At 62.0% G+C, this 15,695-nt stretch carries 13 protein-coding genes; 2 read left to right on the plus strand and 11 right to left on the minus strand.

The features are described from left to right. Positions 1-19: 19 nt before the first annotated feature. The 11 genes from J3489_RS18285 to tssA form a co-directional block, all read right to left on the minus strand. Positions 20-2,008, minus strand: coding sequence for a type VI secretion system Vgr family protein (locus tag J3489_RS18285; RefSeq protein WP_207000317.1), 1,989 nt, complete (start codon positions 2,006-2,008; stop codon positions 20-22). Between the two features lies 1 nt (position 2,009). Continuing rightward, on the minus strand, positions 2,010-2,399 hold the full coding sequence (locus tag J3489_RS18290) for a DUF4280 domain-containing protein (RefSeq protein WP_207000319.1): 390 nt from the start codon (positions 2,397-2,399) through the stop codon (positions 2,010-2,012). A 59-nt stretch (positions 2,400-2,458) separates the two neighbouring features. Continuing rightward, positions 2,459-5,164, minus strand: coding sequence for a type VI secretion system ATPase TssH (gene tssH / locus J3489_RS18295; RefSeq protein ID WP_207000322.1), 2,706 nt, complete (start codon positions 5,162-5,164; stop codon positions 2,459-2,461). A 4-nt stretch (positions 5,165-5,168) separates the two neighbouring features. Next, positions 5,169-6,248, minus strand: coding sequence for a type VI secretion system baseplate subunit TssG (tssG, locus tag J3489_RS18300; RefSeq protein WP_207000324.1), 1,080 nt, complete (start codon positions 6,246-6,248; stop codon positions 5,169-5,171). Then, positions 6,233-8,110 carry a type VI secretion system baseplate subunit TssF gene (gene tssF / locus J3489_RS18305; RefSeq protein ID WP_207000326.1) on the minus strand — a complete coding sequence of 626 codons (1,878 nt, stop codon included), beginning with the start codon at positions 8,108-8,110 and terminating at the stop codon, positions 6,233-6,235. Before tssF ends, tssG begins: the two co-directional genes overlap by 16 nt. Positions 8,111-8,114: 4 nt before the next feature. Then, positions 8,115-8,627 (minus strand): type VI secretion system baseplate subunit TssE, encoded by a 513-nt coding sequence (tssE, locus tag J3489_RS18310; protein ID WP_207000327.1) that lies wholly within the window; start codon positions 8,625-8,627, stop codon positions 8,115-8,117. Continuing rightward, a complete protein-coding gene (locus J3489_RS18315; RefSeq protein WP_207000329.1) occupies positions 8,620-9,459 on the minus strand; it encodes a type VI secretion system accessory protein TagJ in 840 nt (279 codons plus the stop codon). Before J3489_RS18315 ends, tssE begins: the two co-directional genes overlap by 8 nt. An 82-nt stretch (positions 9,460-9,541) precedes the next feature. Further along, on the minus strand, positions 9,542-10,033 hold the full coding sequence (locus tag J3489_RS18320) for an Hcp family type VI secretion system effector (protein WP_207000331.1): 492 nt from the start codon (positions 10,031-10,033) through the stop codon (positions 9,542-9,544). Between the two features lie 43 nt (positions 10,034-10,076). Beyond that, a complete protein-coding gene (gene tssC / locus J3489_RS18325; protein WP_207000333.1) occupies positions 10,077-11,573 on the minus strand; it encodes a type VI secretion system contractile sheath large subunit in 1,497 nt (498 codons plus the stop codon). Between the two features lie 25 nt (positions 11,574-11,598). After that, positions 11,599-12,126, minus strand: coding sequence for a type VI secretion system contractile sheath small subunit (gene tssB / locus J3489_RS18330; protein ID WP_207000335.1), 528 nt, complete (start codon positions 12,124-12,126; stop codon positions 11,599-11,601). Between the two features lie 80 nt (positions 12,127-12,206). Then, entirely contained in the window at positions 12,207-13,229 is a 1,023-nt protein-coding gene (tssA, locus tag J3489_RS18335; RefSeq protein WP_207000337.1) for a type VI secretion system protein TssA, read from the minus strand. Positions 13,230-14,015: 786 nt separating this feature from the next. On the opposite strand from tssA, the gene J3489_RS18340 reads away from it, so the two are divergent. Both J3489_RS18340 and J3489_RS18345 read left to right on the plus strand, forming a co-directional pair. Continuing rightward, a complete protein-coding gene (locus J3489_RS18340) occupies positions 14,016-14,783 on the plus strand; it encodes a hypothetical protein (RefSeq protein WP_207000339.1) in 768 nt (255 codons plus the stop codon). An 18-nt stretch (positions 14,784-14,801) separates the two neighbouring features. After that, positions 14,802-15,593, plus strand: coding sequence for a PP2C family protein-serine/threonine phosphatase (locus tag J3489_RS18345; protein WP_207000341.1), 792 nt, complete (start codon positions 14,802-14,804; stop codon positions 15,591-15,593). Positions 15,594-15,695 lie beyond the last annotated feature (102 nt).

The following is a 15,695-nucleotide window of genomic DNA, read 5'->3' on the forward strand; positions in this document are numbered from 1 at the left end:
TCAGATTAAGTGCGACACCTTATTTTAGTTTTTTGGTGCCATCGTCGGCGTCCTTCGGCGCCGTCGGCCCAGTGGGCGACGAACCGTCGCCCGAGCCCGCCGAGCCGCCCGAATTCAGCAGAATCGGCTCGCCCGAGACCGCGACGCTCGCCGGGCCGATCACCACGAATGCCCCCCCTGCCTTTAGCGTAATACTCATGCCCGCTTCGATCACGATGTTCATGCCCGCCTTGATATGGACGTTCATCCCCGCATCGACCGCGTAGTCCGTGCCAACCTTTTCCTGCACCTTCTGTCCGACCGTCAGCGACGCGGTGCCGCCGACCTGCGCGTTCTGATCTCCCTGCACCGAATCGTGCCGCGTTCCGCTCACAGCCATGTACTCGTTGGCCGTGACTTTCAGGTGGCGGTCGTTGCCGACGTTCGCCAACATATCGTTCTTGATCCACGTTTCATGATCTTTTTCGGCGTGGAAGAACAGTTGCTCGTCGCCTTTTGAGTCATTGAAGCGCAGTTCGTTGAAGCCGTCTCCGCCGGTTGTGGAATTGCTCCTCAGCGTCGACAGCGCAGCATTCGCCGGCAGGGTGTAAGGCGGCATCGTATTCGCGTTGTACACGCATCCGGTGATGAGCGGCCGATCCGGGTCGCCCTCGATGAATTCGACGAGGACCTCTTGCCCTACGCGCGGCACGAAAAACGTGCCCCAGCGCTTGCCCGACCAGTTTTGCGAAACCCGTACCCAGCAGCGCGCCAGTCTTTCCGATTCGTTGCCGGGAGGCGAAAATTGCTCCCAGTGAAACTGCACTTTGATCCTGCCGTATTTGTCCGTCAGGATTTCCTCGCCGTCGTGTCCGACGACGACAGCCGTCTGCAGACCGCCCACCGCCGGTCGTGGCGTGATGCGTTCCGAGCGATAGTGGTTTTCCTTGCGCAACACCGTAAAGCTGCAGTCGAAAAACGGCAGCGCTGCGTGATCCGCAAGCGTCGACACATAGGTGTCGGAGTTGATTTCGTAGCGGGTGCTTACAACAAGATAGTCGTGATTCTGCCCCTCGCATGGGTGGCCGGTCAGCTTGAACAGGCCGCCCGGCCAAATGCCGCGTGCGCTGGATCGTCCGAAAATGCTGTCGTTGCGGGCCGCGCGGATTTCGACGCCGACCCTTGCATATCGATCGCCATCGGTCGACTCCAGGTGACCGCTCAGGTGCTCCTGCATCGTATAGACCGGCACATCGTAGACCTGCGGCCGCGCGGCCCGCGACAGCAACCCCTGCTGATTGCTCGACGACGGCTTTTCGAAGTCGTAGTCGTTGACTTCATATTTCCCGGTCTGCAATTCCGCACCCGATGTCCACTGATACACGCACTCCTTCTCATTCGATGGCTGATACCAGGCGTCGTACGGTATCGAGCCGTAGTGGTCGATCGGTACGTGCACGTCGCCGGAATCGGTCAGCACCAGCGTATGCTTGCCGGACTTGTGCTCGAAGTAGTAGTAAATGCCCTCATGCTCCATCAAGCGGCTGATGAAGTCGAAGTCGGTTTCGCGGTATTGGGCGCAGTGCTCGAACGACGGATAGCTCGCCGAGCACTTGTTGCTCACGTCGATGCTGTAGTCCTGCAGGACGCTCATGACGATGTCGGGTACCGACTTCTGGTAAAAAAAACGACTATGCGACGCGCGTGTCAGCAGCCACAGCCGGGGGCGGACGATGGCTTCATAGCGCGCCATCCGGTCGCGTGACTTGTCGCCCGGCGCAGTCATCCGAAACGCAGTCACGATCCCGTTGATTTGCCGCTCGTTGCCTGCGGGCAACGTAACCGCTACCGAAACGTCTTGCCCGAGCAGGTCGCCGGGTTTGATGTCATTGCGCGTGCTCAACAGGTCGACGTGGAATTCGCTCAGGCGACCGAGTTCTTCTGCACCGACAAGCCGCAGAAACAGCAGATCGTGCCCGACCGGCGCGCAATTGACGCTCACATGGCGATTCGGATCTTGCGAGGTCATTTCAGGGAATCATCGTCTTGACGGTTGCCGGATCCACGATGCTCACTACGCCCCCCCAGTTGCACATGCACTTCGACACATTGTCGAGCGACGGCTGATTGCCGAGCAGCACCGTCGGCGCGCCCGTCACCCACGGCGACATCGTCGCGGGAATGCAGGGCATCGGCGTCAGTACGCCGCTCGCCGCGGTCGTTGCCGCTGCAACGGTCGGATTGGCGGCCGAAGTGCAGTTGCCGAACGGCATGATATTGACCATCGGCACGTGGTCCATGATGTTCGCGGCCGGCGGCCCCTCGCCCATTACGCGGTTCACCGGCAACACGACGAGATTGGACGGCGCCATGCCGAATGAACATTGCAGCGTGGCACCCATGCTGACTTGTTGCGGCATTCGAAGGCCCCCTGTCATGTAGCTGGGCAAGGACGCGCGTACGCGTCGCCGCCCGACGCTCAATCGAACGTATAGACAAATTCGCCGTTGCTCGCACCCACCTGCACTTTCGATACGACACCGCCGTTCATCATCCGCGTCAGGAACTCCGTACTGATGCGCGGCAGCAAGGTGTTGGTCAGGATTGCGTCGATCATGCGTCCACCGCTTTCGAGCTCGGTGCAACGTGCCGCGATCAGCTTCACGACGTCTTCATCGTAGTCAAACGGAATCCTGTAGGTGGCCCTGACGCGCTTCTCGATGCGCCCGAGCTGCAGACGGATGATGGCGCCCAGCATCTCGTCGGACAGCGGGTAGTACGGGACCACGACGACTCGCCCAAGCAACGCCGGCGGAAATACCTTCAGCAACGGCTCGCGCAACGCGCGGGCAATGCCCTCCGGTTCGGGCATCAGATCCGGATCCTTGCACAGGCTGGTAATCAGATCGGTGCCGGCGTTGGTCGTCAGCAGGATCAGCGTGTTCTTGAAATTGATCACGCGACCTTCGCCGTCTTCCATCCAGCCCTTGTCGAACACCTGAAAGAAGATTTCGTGCACGTCAGGATGCGCCTTCTCCACTTCGTCGAGCAGTACGACGCTGTATGGGCGGCGCCTCACCGCTTCCGTCAGCACGCCACCTTCGCCATAGCCGACGTATCCGGGAGGCGCGCCCTTGAGCGACGACACCGTGTGCGCTTCTTGGTACTCGCTCATGTTGATCGTGATGAGGTTTTGCTCGCCGCCATACAGGACGTCCGCCAGGGCGAGCGCCGTCTCGGTCTTGCCCACGCCCGACGTGCCCGCGAGCAGGAAGACGCCGATCGGCTTGTTCGGGTTGTCAAGTCCGGCGCGCGAGGTCTGGATGCGCTTCGCGATCATCTGCGTCGCATGCTGCTGTCCGATGATCCGCCGATTCAGGCTCTCTGCGAGCTTGAGCACGCTCTCGATCTCGTTCCTGACCATGCGGCCCACGGGAATTCCCGTCCAGTCCTGCACGACCGACGCAACAGCCTGCTGGTCGACCGTCGGCAGGATCAGCGGATCTTCGCCTTGATGCTCGGCAAGCTGCGCCTGCAGGCCGCGCAGTTCGGCAAGCCGTGCCTCGCTGCCCTCTCCGCCTGCCGTACCCGCCGCCCCAGGCTCTGCGGCGACCGCCGCCGCGCCCTCGACCTTGCCTGTCGCGCCGCGCAACTTCGCGCGCAGATCAAGGATGCGCTGAACCAGATCCTTCTCGATTTGCCAGCGAGCCTCCAGCGCGCCTAAGCGCTCTCGCTCGGCCGCGAGCTTGGCGAGCGCAGCGGTTTCGCGCTCCTGGGTGTCGACACCCACCGCAGTTTCGCGCCCGATGATTTCCAGCTCGGTTTCGAGCGCCCCGATCCGCTTTCTCGAGTCGTCAACCGAGGGCGGGGTGGCGTGCTGGCTCACGGCCACCCGCGCGCAAGCGGTGTCGAGCAGGCTCACCGACTTGTCGGGCAGCTGGCGGGCGGGAATGTAGCGATGCGAAAGCCTTACCGCCGCCTCGAGCGCTTCGTCGAGCACCTGAACGCTGTGATGCTTCTCCATCGTCGAGGTCACGCCGCGCATCATCATGATCGCTTTGTCCTCGTCCGGTTCCGTCACCTGCACGACCTGGAAGCGCCGGGTCAGCGCCGGATCCTTCTCGATATGCTTCTTGTATTCGGCCCAAGTCGTGGCGGCGACCGTGCGCAGCGTCCCGCGCGCAAGCGCCGGCTTCAGCAGGTTCGCCGCATCGCCGGTGCCCGCCGCGCCGCCGGCGCCGACCAGCGTGTGCGCCTCGTCGATGAACAGAATGACCGGCCGCTCCGATGCCTGAACCTCTTCGATCACCTGCCGCAGCCGGTTCTCGAACTCGCCTTTCATGCTCGCGCCCGCCTGCAAGAGGCCCACGTCGAGCGTGCGCAATTGGACGTTGCGCAGCGGCGGCGGCACATCCCCGGCCACGATCCGTTGTGCGAAGCCCTCGACCACGGCGGTCTTGCCGACGCCGGCCTCCCCCGTCAGGATGGGGTTGTTCTGCCGGCGGCGCATCAGGATGTCGATCACTTGGCGAACTTCGTCATCGCGTCCGACGATCGGGTCGAGCTTGCCCTGGCGCGCCTGTTCCGTGAGATCCGTCGTGAAGCGAGCGAGCGCTTCCTGCTTGCCCATCGCCGCAGGAGCCACCGGCGCGCCTGCGTCCTGACCTGCGCCTGCGGCCTGGAAGCCGTCGCTTGCCGACATCCCGGCTTCCGGGGACTCGCGCAGCAAGCTGTGGAACTCGTCGGCGAGCGCATCGAGCTTGACGCGCTCGAACTGCCGCGAGATACCGTAGAGCCCGTTGCGCAACGAAGGCGTCTTCAGCAGTCCCACCACGAGGTGCCCGGTGCGGACCTGCGACTCGCCGAACAGCAGCGAGCCGAATACCCAGCCGCGCTCGACGGCTTCCTCGACCTGCGAGGAAATATCGGTCACCGACGTCGAACCGCGCGGCAAGCGGTCCAGCGCGTCGGTCAGATCGCGCGCCAGCGCCGATGGATCGATGCCGAAATGTTTGATGATGCGGTGCAAGTCCGAATCCTGAAGCTGCAGGATCTGGTGAAACCAATGGACCAGTTCGATATAGGGATTACCGCGCAATTTGCAAAAGACGGTCGCGCTTTCCATTGCGCGATACCCCAGTCTGTTCAGCTTGCCAAACAAGGCTGCACGCTTGATCTCGGCCATTTTGCTAGTCCTTCGACGAAATCCCGTGTTCGGTCAATGGCGCGCGGTGTGTGCGCCGGCCGAACGCGCGAGGACGCCCGCTCGAATCCGCGGGGGTGAGCATCAGCTGACGCTGATCGCCATCGGCCGCGCCACGCAGCAGCCAAGTCGTATAACCGAGCCGCGTGTGCCGACCGAGCTTCAAGCGCGGCACGTCTTCCCGCCTGAGCTGCAGGTTCAAGTCCCAGTCGAGGCCGTCCCGCGTGTAGTTGCGCACCCAGTCGACGAGCCGGCTCAGGCTCGCTCCGCCCGGCAGGAAACGTTCATAGTCGGCCATCGTGACCGGCCCGATGACGATTCGGAACTTGTGCTGGCAATCCCATACCCGCGCCCCGAGCATGGTCGACACGCCGAGCCTGCACGAACCGTCCCGCGCACCGAGCCGCGAAAGTGTCCGATCCGGCATCGGCATCCAGTGTCCGGCCCATTGCTCGATCTGAACCGGCAGACAGAAGAAGCGCGACAGCACGAGCTTCAGTCCCGCGGCGGGGCGCGTCGGGCCGGCGAGCAGCCCGGCAAAATGCAGCTTGGCGAAATCGGGTACGGCGTCCCGGCCACGCAGCGCGGACTCGCCGAGACCGAACAGGCTGCCGACATAGACGGAGAAACGGTCCCGGCCTGGCCGGTCCAGGCTCACCGCCGGCTGGGCATTGGCCCACGCCCGGTAGAACAGCGCCACCATGCGGTGATGAAAAATGTCGAGAAAACGGGCAAACGTCGGATCGTTGGCGTTGCGCGCGCGATCGCGCACGTACTCGGTTATATGGGTCGGCAGGGGCCCGTGCGGCCCGAGCAATCCGAAGAACTTGACGGCAAGCCGCGCCGCGCGCCCATCCCGCGCCGGCGTGAACGCGCCGAGCGTCGTCGGGTGAAACACGAGTTCCGGCTCCTGCGCAAAACGCACGGCATCGTCGCGCGGGCGCAATGACTCGCCGATACGCGGCTTGTCCGGATAAGCATTTTCCAGCAGCCGAAGGGCCTGGAAGAAATCGAAGCGCAACGCCTCGTCCTCGAGCTGGCGCAGGAGTGTCAGAGTGTCCGGCATTGTCCGGTCCTCGCTGGCCATCGCATGATCTCGCCGCGCGTGAGCGTCTTGACGACGGTCTCCGCGAACGAATTGATCGACACGTATTGCGCAAAGTATTGCGCAAGCACCGCACCGAGCAAGAACGCGCCGGCGCCCTCGAAGGCCGTTTCGTCGAGCATGAGCGTCACCTGCACGCCGCGGCCGAATACGATCGGGCCGCTGCCCGGCAGCCGGCGCGTGACCGCACGCGAGTCGATCGAGCGCAAGCCCTCGATCAATCGCTGTGCCGCCGCGTCGTCCGCCGGGCAGTAGAGACTCAGCAGATCGCGCATCGCACGAGCACCCTCGTGCGGGTCCGAATCGAGCAGCGACGCGTAGTTCAGCGACAGGTGGCTGAGCAGGCGCCACGCAACCGCGCCGTGGGCAAACGAAGGCAAGGGCCGGCTTGGCCCGCTCATGCAGCGCACTTTCTCGACCGGCGCTTCTGCATCGAGCGTGAAGTCGGACGGGCCGGTGCCGGTCGACATCATCAGCGGCAAGTCCCGGTTCGTGCATAGCACCTTCAGTCCCAATTGCCGCAGGTCGCCGCGAAACGGGGCGTTCGCCGAGTCGACCAGCGCGATGAATGTTTCGCTGCCGAGGTAGCTGGTGCGATGCCCGCGCTCCTCTTGTCGCGATGACTGGAGACGCTTTTCGCGGCGTACCTGGTAGTACGCGCGGGCCTGATTTCCGGCACCGAGGTCGCGTGCGTGATAGAACGGCTCGAACTTTTGCTCGGTGGCCGTGCCGGCGCTGTAACCCGTCACTTCCTCGATTTGATAGACCTCGAAGTCCATCGGCCGCGTGCGATCTGCGATGACCTGATATTCGAATTGCTCGACCGACAGCGCAATGCGATCGGTACGCCGGGAGAACAGATTGATTGCCGGCGTGCAATGCAGTGCGAAATTCGATGCGTCAAGCGTTTGCTCCAACATTGGGTCTTCGCGGTTGAGCAAGACAATCACTTCAATTTCGTTGTCGCCGCAGCGGCGCAGCGCCGGCTGCAAGCCGTCGATGCCGACGAACAGGAAGCGCTGCGGAAAGGCGAAATACTCCTGCAATAGCCGGTAACCCTGGAACGCCTGTCTGCTGACAGGCAAAAGCGCCTCGCCTTCGGTGTAGCCAAGCGGTTTCAGGGCCGTTGCCGGCAATTGCACGTGCCAGGCGGCGGGCCGGCTCACGGGCAAGACCACGATGCCACGCACCGAAGCCAGCAGGCGTTCATAGATGCGGGTCGGCACGGCGTCGACGCCGCGCAGGTAGAGCACCAGCTGATCCAGCTTCAGTTGCTTGACCTTCACGCCACCCGTAGTGCGCAGGCGCAGCCGCAACCCAGCCTTGACGCCAGGAACCGATTCGAGCTCGATGCCGCCGAGCGAACCGGCGTGAGTGAAGAATTTCGCTTCGGCGATCTCGAGCGGCCAGAGCGTGAGTTCGTGAGCGGTGCGATACTCGCAGCGCGTCGAGCCGCTTTTGTCCAGGACGCTGCGCAAGGCACTTGCCCGGGCGATCTTGACCCCCTCGGCCAAGCCCGGATTCGCAAGGTCCGGCTGGAGTTGCACGACGGCCATCGACGGCGTCGGCGCAAGGTAGTGCGGATACACCAGCTCCGTGAGATGCTGCGTAAAGCGGGGAAACTCGGCGTCGATCTTGAGCTGGACGCGCGCGGCCAGAAAGCTGAAGCCCTCGAGCAGCCGCTCCACATACGGGTCGGCGCACTCGAGACCTTCGAGCCCGAGACGCGCGGCGACCTTCGGAAACTCCTTGGCGAATTCGCTCCCAACCTCTCGAACGTGCTGGAGTTCCTGAGCGTAGTATTTGACGAGGTCCGGATTCATGGATTCAGCGTGTTCCGCTCTGGTCAACCACCCTGAAATTGCCTCCCTCCAGGTCCAGCTCAGTCCTGAAGTAGAGACGCTCCGGATAGGGCTGCGCCCACAAGTCTCCCTCCACGATGAAGGAAATCGTGTTGTGGCGTCCCGTCGTCTCCTCGGGCTGCACCGAGCTCACGCGCACCGTATCGCGCAAGATCCTGGGTTCGTATACCCAGATCGTGTCTCGTATCAGCCGTTCCAGTTGCGCCGCGTCGACGCCCGATGCCGTCTTGCCCGCGATGTCCGGAAACCCGAAGTTGACGACTGACGTTGCCACATCGGGGTAGTGCGACAAATCCTGCACCGAGCCGAGACCATTGGCGTTCAGCAGCCAAGCGAGATCGCGCTGAACGCTCTGGCGCAGCCCCCGCATCGACAGCACCCGCCGCTCGCGAGGTTCCTGCTTGACCTCAGGCTCGAAGTCCGTCAGCCGATCGAGAAGCGAAGGTTGCAGACGGTCGCGGGGCACCAGGTCAGCCATGGCCGGGCATGGCGTCGCCACCATCCTGATCCGCCGATGCCGCGTCGGCCTCGAGTGCGATCGTCCGCACATCGAGCAAGGCGTAATCGTTCGCGTCCGTCGTCAGCATGCGCTGGCCGACCGGACGCTCGCCCGCCGTTCCGGCGTCTATCCATTCGGTGCGCTGCCCAAGCCACAACGCGTGGTCGCTTTGCGCAAGCGTGCCGACGTAGCGGCTTGGAATCAGGCCGACCGCCTGTCCCTCATTGGCCCATGTAAAAATCGCCGCCGTCCATACGCGATCGCGCAAATCGACCGGCGCTTCGATCTCGATGCGCCGGATGCGCGAAAACGGTACCCAGTAGTATTGGCCGTTGAGAATCACCTCGAGCGTCGGGCCGAGTCGACTGTCGGCGTCCGCAAGCCACTGGAACGGCTCGCCATTGATCGTGCCGGAGATGGCCGGTGCGTCGTCGAGCGCCTTCCTGCGAGCCGACTCCGCCGCGGCGAGATCGCCATTCGCGGCAAGCCGCAAGCTTTCCACCAGCAATGCCAGCCATGCAGTGGGACGGCCGAGGATAAGCGGGTGGCTCCGGCCGGCGAATACCTCATCTCGCCGGCTCTCGCATTGCAACGCACTGCGATAGGTCTGCACCATCGGAAGCGCCGCGGGATCGAGCTCGCCCGCCACGTCGAGCTGCGTCAGTGCGCGCTCCCACGCTCCCATCACCGCCAGCAGCTGGAAGAGGAACACACGATTGGCCGCTTTCGATGGGTCTTCACGAACCTGAATCTGCAGCTTTCGCAGGCTCTCGTCGAGGTCGCCATCGCGCAAACTCTGTTCTGCTGTCATGGCTGGTGCGCTCCGTCAAACCGAGCCGTGCCGCGGGCCGCGCCGCGCTCGCCGCAGGCGCGCCGTGGCAAAGCGTCACCCTCTAGGTTTCAGCGTTCTTCACGATGTTCCATTTCACGTCGACCACCCCGCCTTCCTTCGCCCCCTTCGCGTTCTGCGGCTGGTAGTCGATACGGAACTTCTCGAAATTGAGCGTCAGGTTTTCGGTGAAGCGCTCTTCCCCGCCCGATCCTCCCGTCGAGTACGAACTGATCAGGACGCCCTCGAGCGTCATGATGTAGTACTCGAGCGGTTCGGTTCCCCCCGCCTTGCGGCAGGTGAACTCCACCTTGTCGAAGTGACTGCCTTTCGTGCAGGCGCCGATCAGGGGCGGACTGGCTTTGTCGGTGTATTTGGTGAACGACATGTCCTGTACCGATGCCTTCCCCGCTCCCCCGCCTGTTCCCATGTGCATCGTGCCGCTCTGGCTCAGCCCCCAGCTCCACGCGAGGACGTCGATTTCACCGGCGTGCTTCGAGTCCTGAGATTCGCCCTTGATCTCCGGCGTGAATTTCACAAACATATCAACAGCCATGTTTTTCTCCGTTCAAAGGATAGGGTGAATGAAAGCGCTTCCGTCATGCTGCCTTGGCGGACGGAAGCTTCGACACGAGCCTCAAGGACACGGTCAGTCCCTCGAGCTGATAGTGCGGACGCAAGAAGAACTTCGACGTGTAGTACCCTGGATTGCCCTCCACCTCTTCGATCACCACTTCGGCAGCGGCCAGCGGCCTGCGTGCTTTCGACTCCTCGGAAGAGTGCGCCGGATCGCCGTCCACGTATTGCAGAATCCAGTTCTGCAGCCAACGCTGCATGTCGTCCTTCTCCTTGAAGCTGCCGATCTTGTCCCGCACGATGCACTTCAAGTAGTGTGCGAAACGGCTGCACGCGAACAGATACGGCAGACGCGCGGCGAGGTTCGCATTTGCCGTGGCGTCCGGATCTTCGTATTCAGCCGGCTTGTGCAGCGATTGCGCGCCAATGAACGCGGCGAAATCCGAATTCTTCTTGTGCACGAGCGGCATGAAGCCATTCTTGGCGAGCTCCGCTTCGCGGCGATCGCTGATCGCGATTTCGGTTGGACACTTCATGTCCACCCCGCCGTCGTCGGTCGGGAAAGCGTGAACGGGCAGCCCCTCGACCGCGCCGCCCGACTCAATGCCGCGAATCCGCGAGCACCAGCCATACAGCTTGAACGAGCGGTTGATGTTGGTCGCCATCGCATAGGCCGCATTGGACCACGCGTACTTGCTGCTGTCGGCGCCTGCGGTATCTTCTTCGAACGCGAATTCATCGACCGGATTGGTCTTTGCGCCGTAGGGCGCGCGCGCAAGAAAGCGAGGCATCGCAAGACCGATATAGCGTGAATCTTCGGAATCACGCAGCGAACGCCACGCCGCATGCTCGGGCGTCTGGAAGATCTTGGTCAGATCGCGCGGATTGGCCAGTTCCTGCCATGAATCCATCAACATCACGGCGGGATCCGCCCCTGCAATGAAAGGCGCGTGCGCTGCGGCGCAGATTTTTGAAATCTGCGTGAGCAAGTCGATGTCGGGTCCGCTGTTGTCGAAGTAGTAGTCGGCGACCAGCGCGCCATAGGGCTCCCCGCCGAACTGGCCGTACTCCTCCTCGTAAAGCTTCTTGAAAAGCGGACTCTGGTCCCAGGCGGTGCCTTTGAATTTTTTCAGCGATTTATTCAGTTCGTTCTTCGAGATATTCATCACCTTGATCTTCAGCGACTCGTCGGTTTCCGTGTTGTTCACGAGATAGTGCAGGCCCCGCCACGCACTCTCGACTTTCTGGAACTCTTCCGAGTGAATGATCAAGTTGATCTGCTCAGTCAGCTTGGTATCGATCTGCTTGATGAGCGATTCGATCGTCGCGAGCACGTCGTCGGAAATGACCGCGGTACCGCGCAACGCCTGCTCGGCCAGCGTGCGCACCGCCGTCTCGACGGCTTCCTTGGCCTTCTCGCCTTTCGGCTTGAATTCCTTCTGCAGCAGGCTCTCAAACTCGCTTGTTTCGAGTGCAGGTGCGCCCGCTTGCCCTTGCCCCTCTGTGCCGGGTTCAGCCATGGTCAGACTCCCCAAGTAGTCAAGCTTATTGCTGCGACTTCGGCTCGGACTGCTCATCCTGCGGCTTTGGCGCCGACGCCAAGGCCTGCAGCAGCGCCGGATCCTTCAGCAATTTCGCGATCAGATCTTCGGCGCCGGTCTTGCCGTCCATGTAGGTCATGAGGTTCTGCAATTGCCCGCGCGCCTCGAGCAGCTTCGCAAGCGGCTCGACCTTGCGGGCCACCGCCGCGGGCGAAAAGTCGTCCATGCTCTCAAAGATCATCTCGACGGCGAGATTGCCTTCGCCCGTCAGCATATTGGGCACCTGCACCGCCACACGCGGCTTCATCGACCTCAGACGCTCGTCGAAGTTGTCGACGTCGATCTCGAGAAACTTGCGATCCGCCACGGGTACAAGCGGATCCGCGGCCTGGCCGGACAGATCGGCCATCACGCCCATCACGAAGGGCAGGTGCACCTTCTTCTCGGACCCGTAAACCTCGACGTCATACTCGATCTGCACGCGCGGGGCCCGATTGCGCGCGATGAATTTCTGGCTGCTTTCCTTGGCCACGACAATTCCCCTCATTGGTGCCGCACCCGACGCGAGGCGCGCGACAGGTGACCGGCGTTGCTAACGCTCGCCCACGCCAACTACTCCTTGTCGATACCGCTGACCTGCCGGGCCTGCACCAGACCTTCCGGTGCGAGGTCCTGCAAGATCTCCATGAAACTTCGGTCCACCAGACGGCGAGCCCGCATCAGTAAAAGCGGCACCGGACTGGAGGGTTCGCACCGCTCGTAATAAGCACAGATCCGGTCGATCATCCTGATCACATCCTGCCGGCTCGCGATTTCGCCTGGCGGCGACACAGCGGCTGCCGGCGAATCATGCTCGGGCGCGACGACGTGCTCCTGGCCGGCGGATTCCATCGATGGCTCAGCGCCGATCCGTTCACCAAGAAAATCGGCCGCCTGCTCGAGGAGTCGCCTGAGCGGAGACAAGTCAATGGATCGAGCCGCGCCAACCCGTTCGGTCAGTATTGTCTCGATGCCCACCGTGCTGCGAAGCCCCTCTCGCAACGCGTTCAGCGTCACGGCAGCATCGTCGCGGGCGTCAGCGATGACCGCGTCGATCGAGGATAGCGAGGGCGCTTCGACGCCATTGGGTACCGACACAGCGCCCGTCGCATACTCAATGTCGCGCATCGTGACCACGCCATGGGTGCGCGAAGCCGCAATCGGCGTATCCCGCACATTGGTCAACATTCCGAGCTGATCGATTAGGGACGACAGCGCGTTGACGCGGGCGGTGGGATCGTTGTCGTCGGGGTCCAGTTGCGGATAAACGTGGTCCCACCGCTGCGTCAGCATGCCCTCGATGAGGCATAGCGCGTCGGCGAAACCGCTGAAGCCACTGCGATTGAGAAGCGCACGAGAAAGGTGGGTGGCGACGCGCAGGTCGCGACTCTTCGAGAGCAGGCTGAGTGAAAGTGCTTCCGCCGCTTTCCAGTCCGGCGGGACTGCTTCGACAATAGTATTGCCGTACTGAACATCGGGCTTGCCGAGAACCACCCGCTCCAATTCGAGAAAATCCGGGTCGTATTCGACGTCGTCCCCACAGGGGCTCCCCGGGGAGATTTCCGTAAGCATTGCACCCGCATCAAGCGTGGCCATGGTCTATCGGATTCGTCTCGAATTATTTGCGCTCTACATGTCGCAAGCACAACATGCATCCCTTCGACGCATCAAGCTGATACTCGGGTGTGAAAGCCTTATTTCAGATTCTTTGCAAATTGTTGTATTTAGCCAGTCTCACAGCCCTCGCGCGCCTCAAGCTTGCCCATGAACCGATACGAGCATAGCACGCAATTTACGAAATAAAAGCCGCAAGCCCTTCGTGGCGAAGCAATGCGACCGCACTAGCGAAGTAGTCAGTCGATTACTTACAACAGCAACCTCGGGGCCAGCGGATTGCGGACGCTCTCCACCATTCCCAAGTGGAGTCCACGTAAGGCGCCTGCGCGGACTTCTACTGTGCAGCGTTCATCACACGCTGGACCGTGGACTTCCACTGCCTGACCGTAAGTGGCCCCTACGGCGTCAGCGTTAAATGCACTCCTGACCCTGGATTGTCGGCCGATCAAACAATCAAAGAGGTAAACGTTCGAGCCAGGGAAATTTGAATAAGCCGAAGCGGGAAATCGCTAAGAAAAACTGTGACTCAAGCGTCAGACCGACGCACAACAAACAACGTATGGCGTGTCCATGCACATATCGTTTTCGAGTCTTGTTCAAGTAAGAATCGATTAATAGACTAATTCAAGCTGCTGCGCGGCTGCGTGCTTCAATCCTGGCTCGTCGCGGTGCGTCGAACAAACGCGGTATGGGTGTAAATCCAGCATGGCCTTGCACACGTGAGGTCGGGCCAGGCTCTCGGTGGCGGGGTGACCGGTGGCACACATGGAACGCTCAGCATTCTCGGAAAGCATCGGCGAAGGCACGTTGCCAGAGCTCTGGCAACGACGTACCTGCCTCAGTCACGACGAAATGGTGTCGATATACACGCTGGTACATCACGCATTGATGTCCTATCACCCGTTTGAATTGCAGGCGCTCAGCGAAGATAAGGAAGAACTGATCTCCCAGTTCATCTGCTGCAAGGTCCTTCGGCTCGAAACGATACGCAGCCACGGCGAGCGGTTTCCGCTACACAGCGCACCGTCCAGCGGTCGTGCGGTCTGCGCCTATTTCCGTCGCTACCTGATCGACTGCTTGCGCAGCGCGAGTCATCAGCGCAACGTTTCGTTCGACGACCGCAATCAGACCATCGAATTCGATCAGCCGACCGTTCTCGACGGCGACCCGGTCGAATCGGTGCTGCTGGAGCATGGACTCGACGAGGTCACAGTGCGCAACGCGGCCGCGCAGTTCATAGCCGAACTCGACGAGGCGGACGCCCTCTTACTCGCCGGCAGCCTTGGATGGCTTTCCGACGAAAAAGGCGGCCTATCAGAGATTGCAGAGCGCTATGGAATTGCTTCCTATCACTACCGCGCGCGCAAGCTCGGGCTTACGCTGAAAAAGGGCAGCGTGGCAACCGATTTTGCACACACGCGAATCGGGCAATGGATTGAACACACGCTTGGTATCGAGATCGCTGCGGAAAACCGGATGGCGATCCTGATGGTGCTTGGCGTCCTCGCCGAACAATCGCGCAGGCCTGACTGAGGCGACGGGAGGCGTGACGTGCAACTCATCACAGCGAGCCTGACCGACCAGGGCGACCGGCAACGGAACGAGGACGCGCTAGCCGACTGGTCGAGCGAGCGTCTCTACTACTGCGTGGTCGCGGACGGAGCAGGCGGACATGGCGGCGGTGACACGGCGGCCAGCATAGTGGTGAATACGGTGCTCGCGGACCTGCGATACCTGACGACGGCGGAACTGCCTCCCACCGGCAAGCGCCTCGTAAGCGCGCTGACTCACGCAAATGAAAACATTCTGGAGGAACAGGCACGCGGCAATGACGATGTCAAAGACATGCGTTCTACTGCCGTGCTGCTGGCGATCGACCGGGAACGGCGCACGGCCGCCTGGGCGCATTGCGGGGACACACGGCTTTACTGTTTTCGCGGCGGGCGGATCAGTGCGCAAACGCGTGACCACAGCGTGGTTCAGGAAATGGTCGACGCGCAATTGCTTGGCGCTGACGAGGCACGTCATCATCCGAGCCGCAATGTCCTGATCTCCGCGCTCGGCACGCGCGATCTGCTCGACGTGACGGGACTCGACGGCACCTTCGCGCTTCTTGATCGCGATGCTTTTCTGCTTTGTACCGACGGGCTCTGGGAGTACGTCGACGAGACGTTCATGAGCAAAACGCTCGCACAGGCGGCGACGCCCAACGCATGGCTCGATGCGCTGGCGGCGCGGGTGCGCGCGACGGCGAGTGCAAATCACGACAATTTCAGCGCTGTTGCGGTATGGATCGTCGATGCGGAGGATACTCAGGCGACGGTGTTGCGGCTTCGGGGTTAGTCGGGCATGAATCATGAAAGCAAAGTCGAGATGACCTGCTTTGACTTGCCCCTCACCGAGTGCGTGGCGATCTGCGGCGTGTCGTATGACCCAGCCTCCCAG

Source organism: Trinickia mobilis (assembly GCF_017315705.1).
GTDB classification, from domain to species: Bacteria; Pseudomonadota; Gammaproteobacteria; order Burkholderiales; family Burkholderiaceae; genus Trinickia_A; species Trinickia_A mobilis.

Coding starts and splice junctions, on each gene's coding strand:
- J3489_RS18320 (WP_207000331.1), bottom strand. CDS start 10,033: ATGGCTGTTGATATGTTTGTGAAATTCACGCCGGAGATCAAGGGCGAA.
- J3489_RS18340 (WP_207000339.1), top strand. CDS start 14,016: ATGGAACGCTCAGCATTCTCGGAAAGCATCGGCGAAGGCACGTTGCCA.
- J3489_RS18315 (WP_207000329.1), bottom strand. CDS start 9,459: ATGACAGCAGAACAGAGTTTGCGCGATGGCGACCTCGACGAGAGCCTG.
- tssH (WP_207000322.1), bottom strand. CDS start 5,164: ATGGCCGAGATCAAGCGTGCAGCCTTGTTTGGCAAGCTGAACAGACTG.
- J3489_RS18285 (WP_207000317.1), bottom strand. CDS start 2,008: ATGACCTCGCAAGATCCGAATCGCCATGTGAGCGTCAATTGCGCGCCG.
- tssA (WP_207000337.1), bottom strand. CDS start 13,229: ATGGCCACGCTTGATGCGGGTGCAATGCTTACGGAAATCTCCCCGGGG.
- tssF (WP_207000326.1), bottom strand. CDS start 8,110: ATGAATCCGGACCTCGTCAAATACTACGCTCAGGAACTCCAGCACGTT.
- tssC (WP_207000333.1), bottom strand. CDS start 11,573: ATGGCTGAACCCGGCACAGAGGGGCAAGGGCAAGCGGGCGCACCTGCA.
- J3489_RS18290 (WP_207000319.1), bottom strand. CDS start 2,399: ATGCCGCAACAAGTCAGCATGGGTGCCACGCTGCAATGTTCATTCGGC.
- tssE (WP_207000327.1), bottom strand. CDS start 8,627: ATGGCTGACCTGGTGCCCCGCGACCGTCTGCAACCTTCGCTTCTCGAT.
- tssG (WP_207000324.1), bottom strand. CDS start 6,248: ATGCCGGACACTCTGACACTCCTGCGCCAGCTCGAGGACGAGGCGTTG.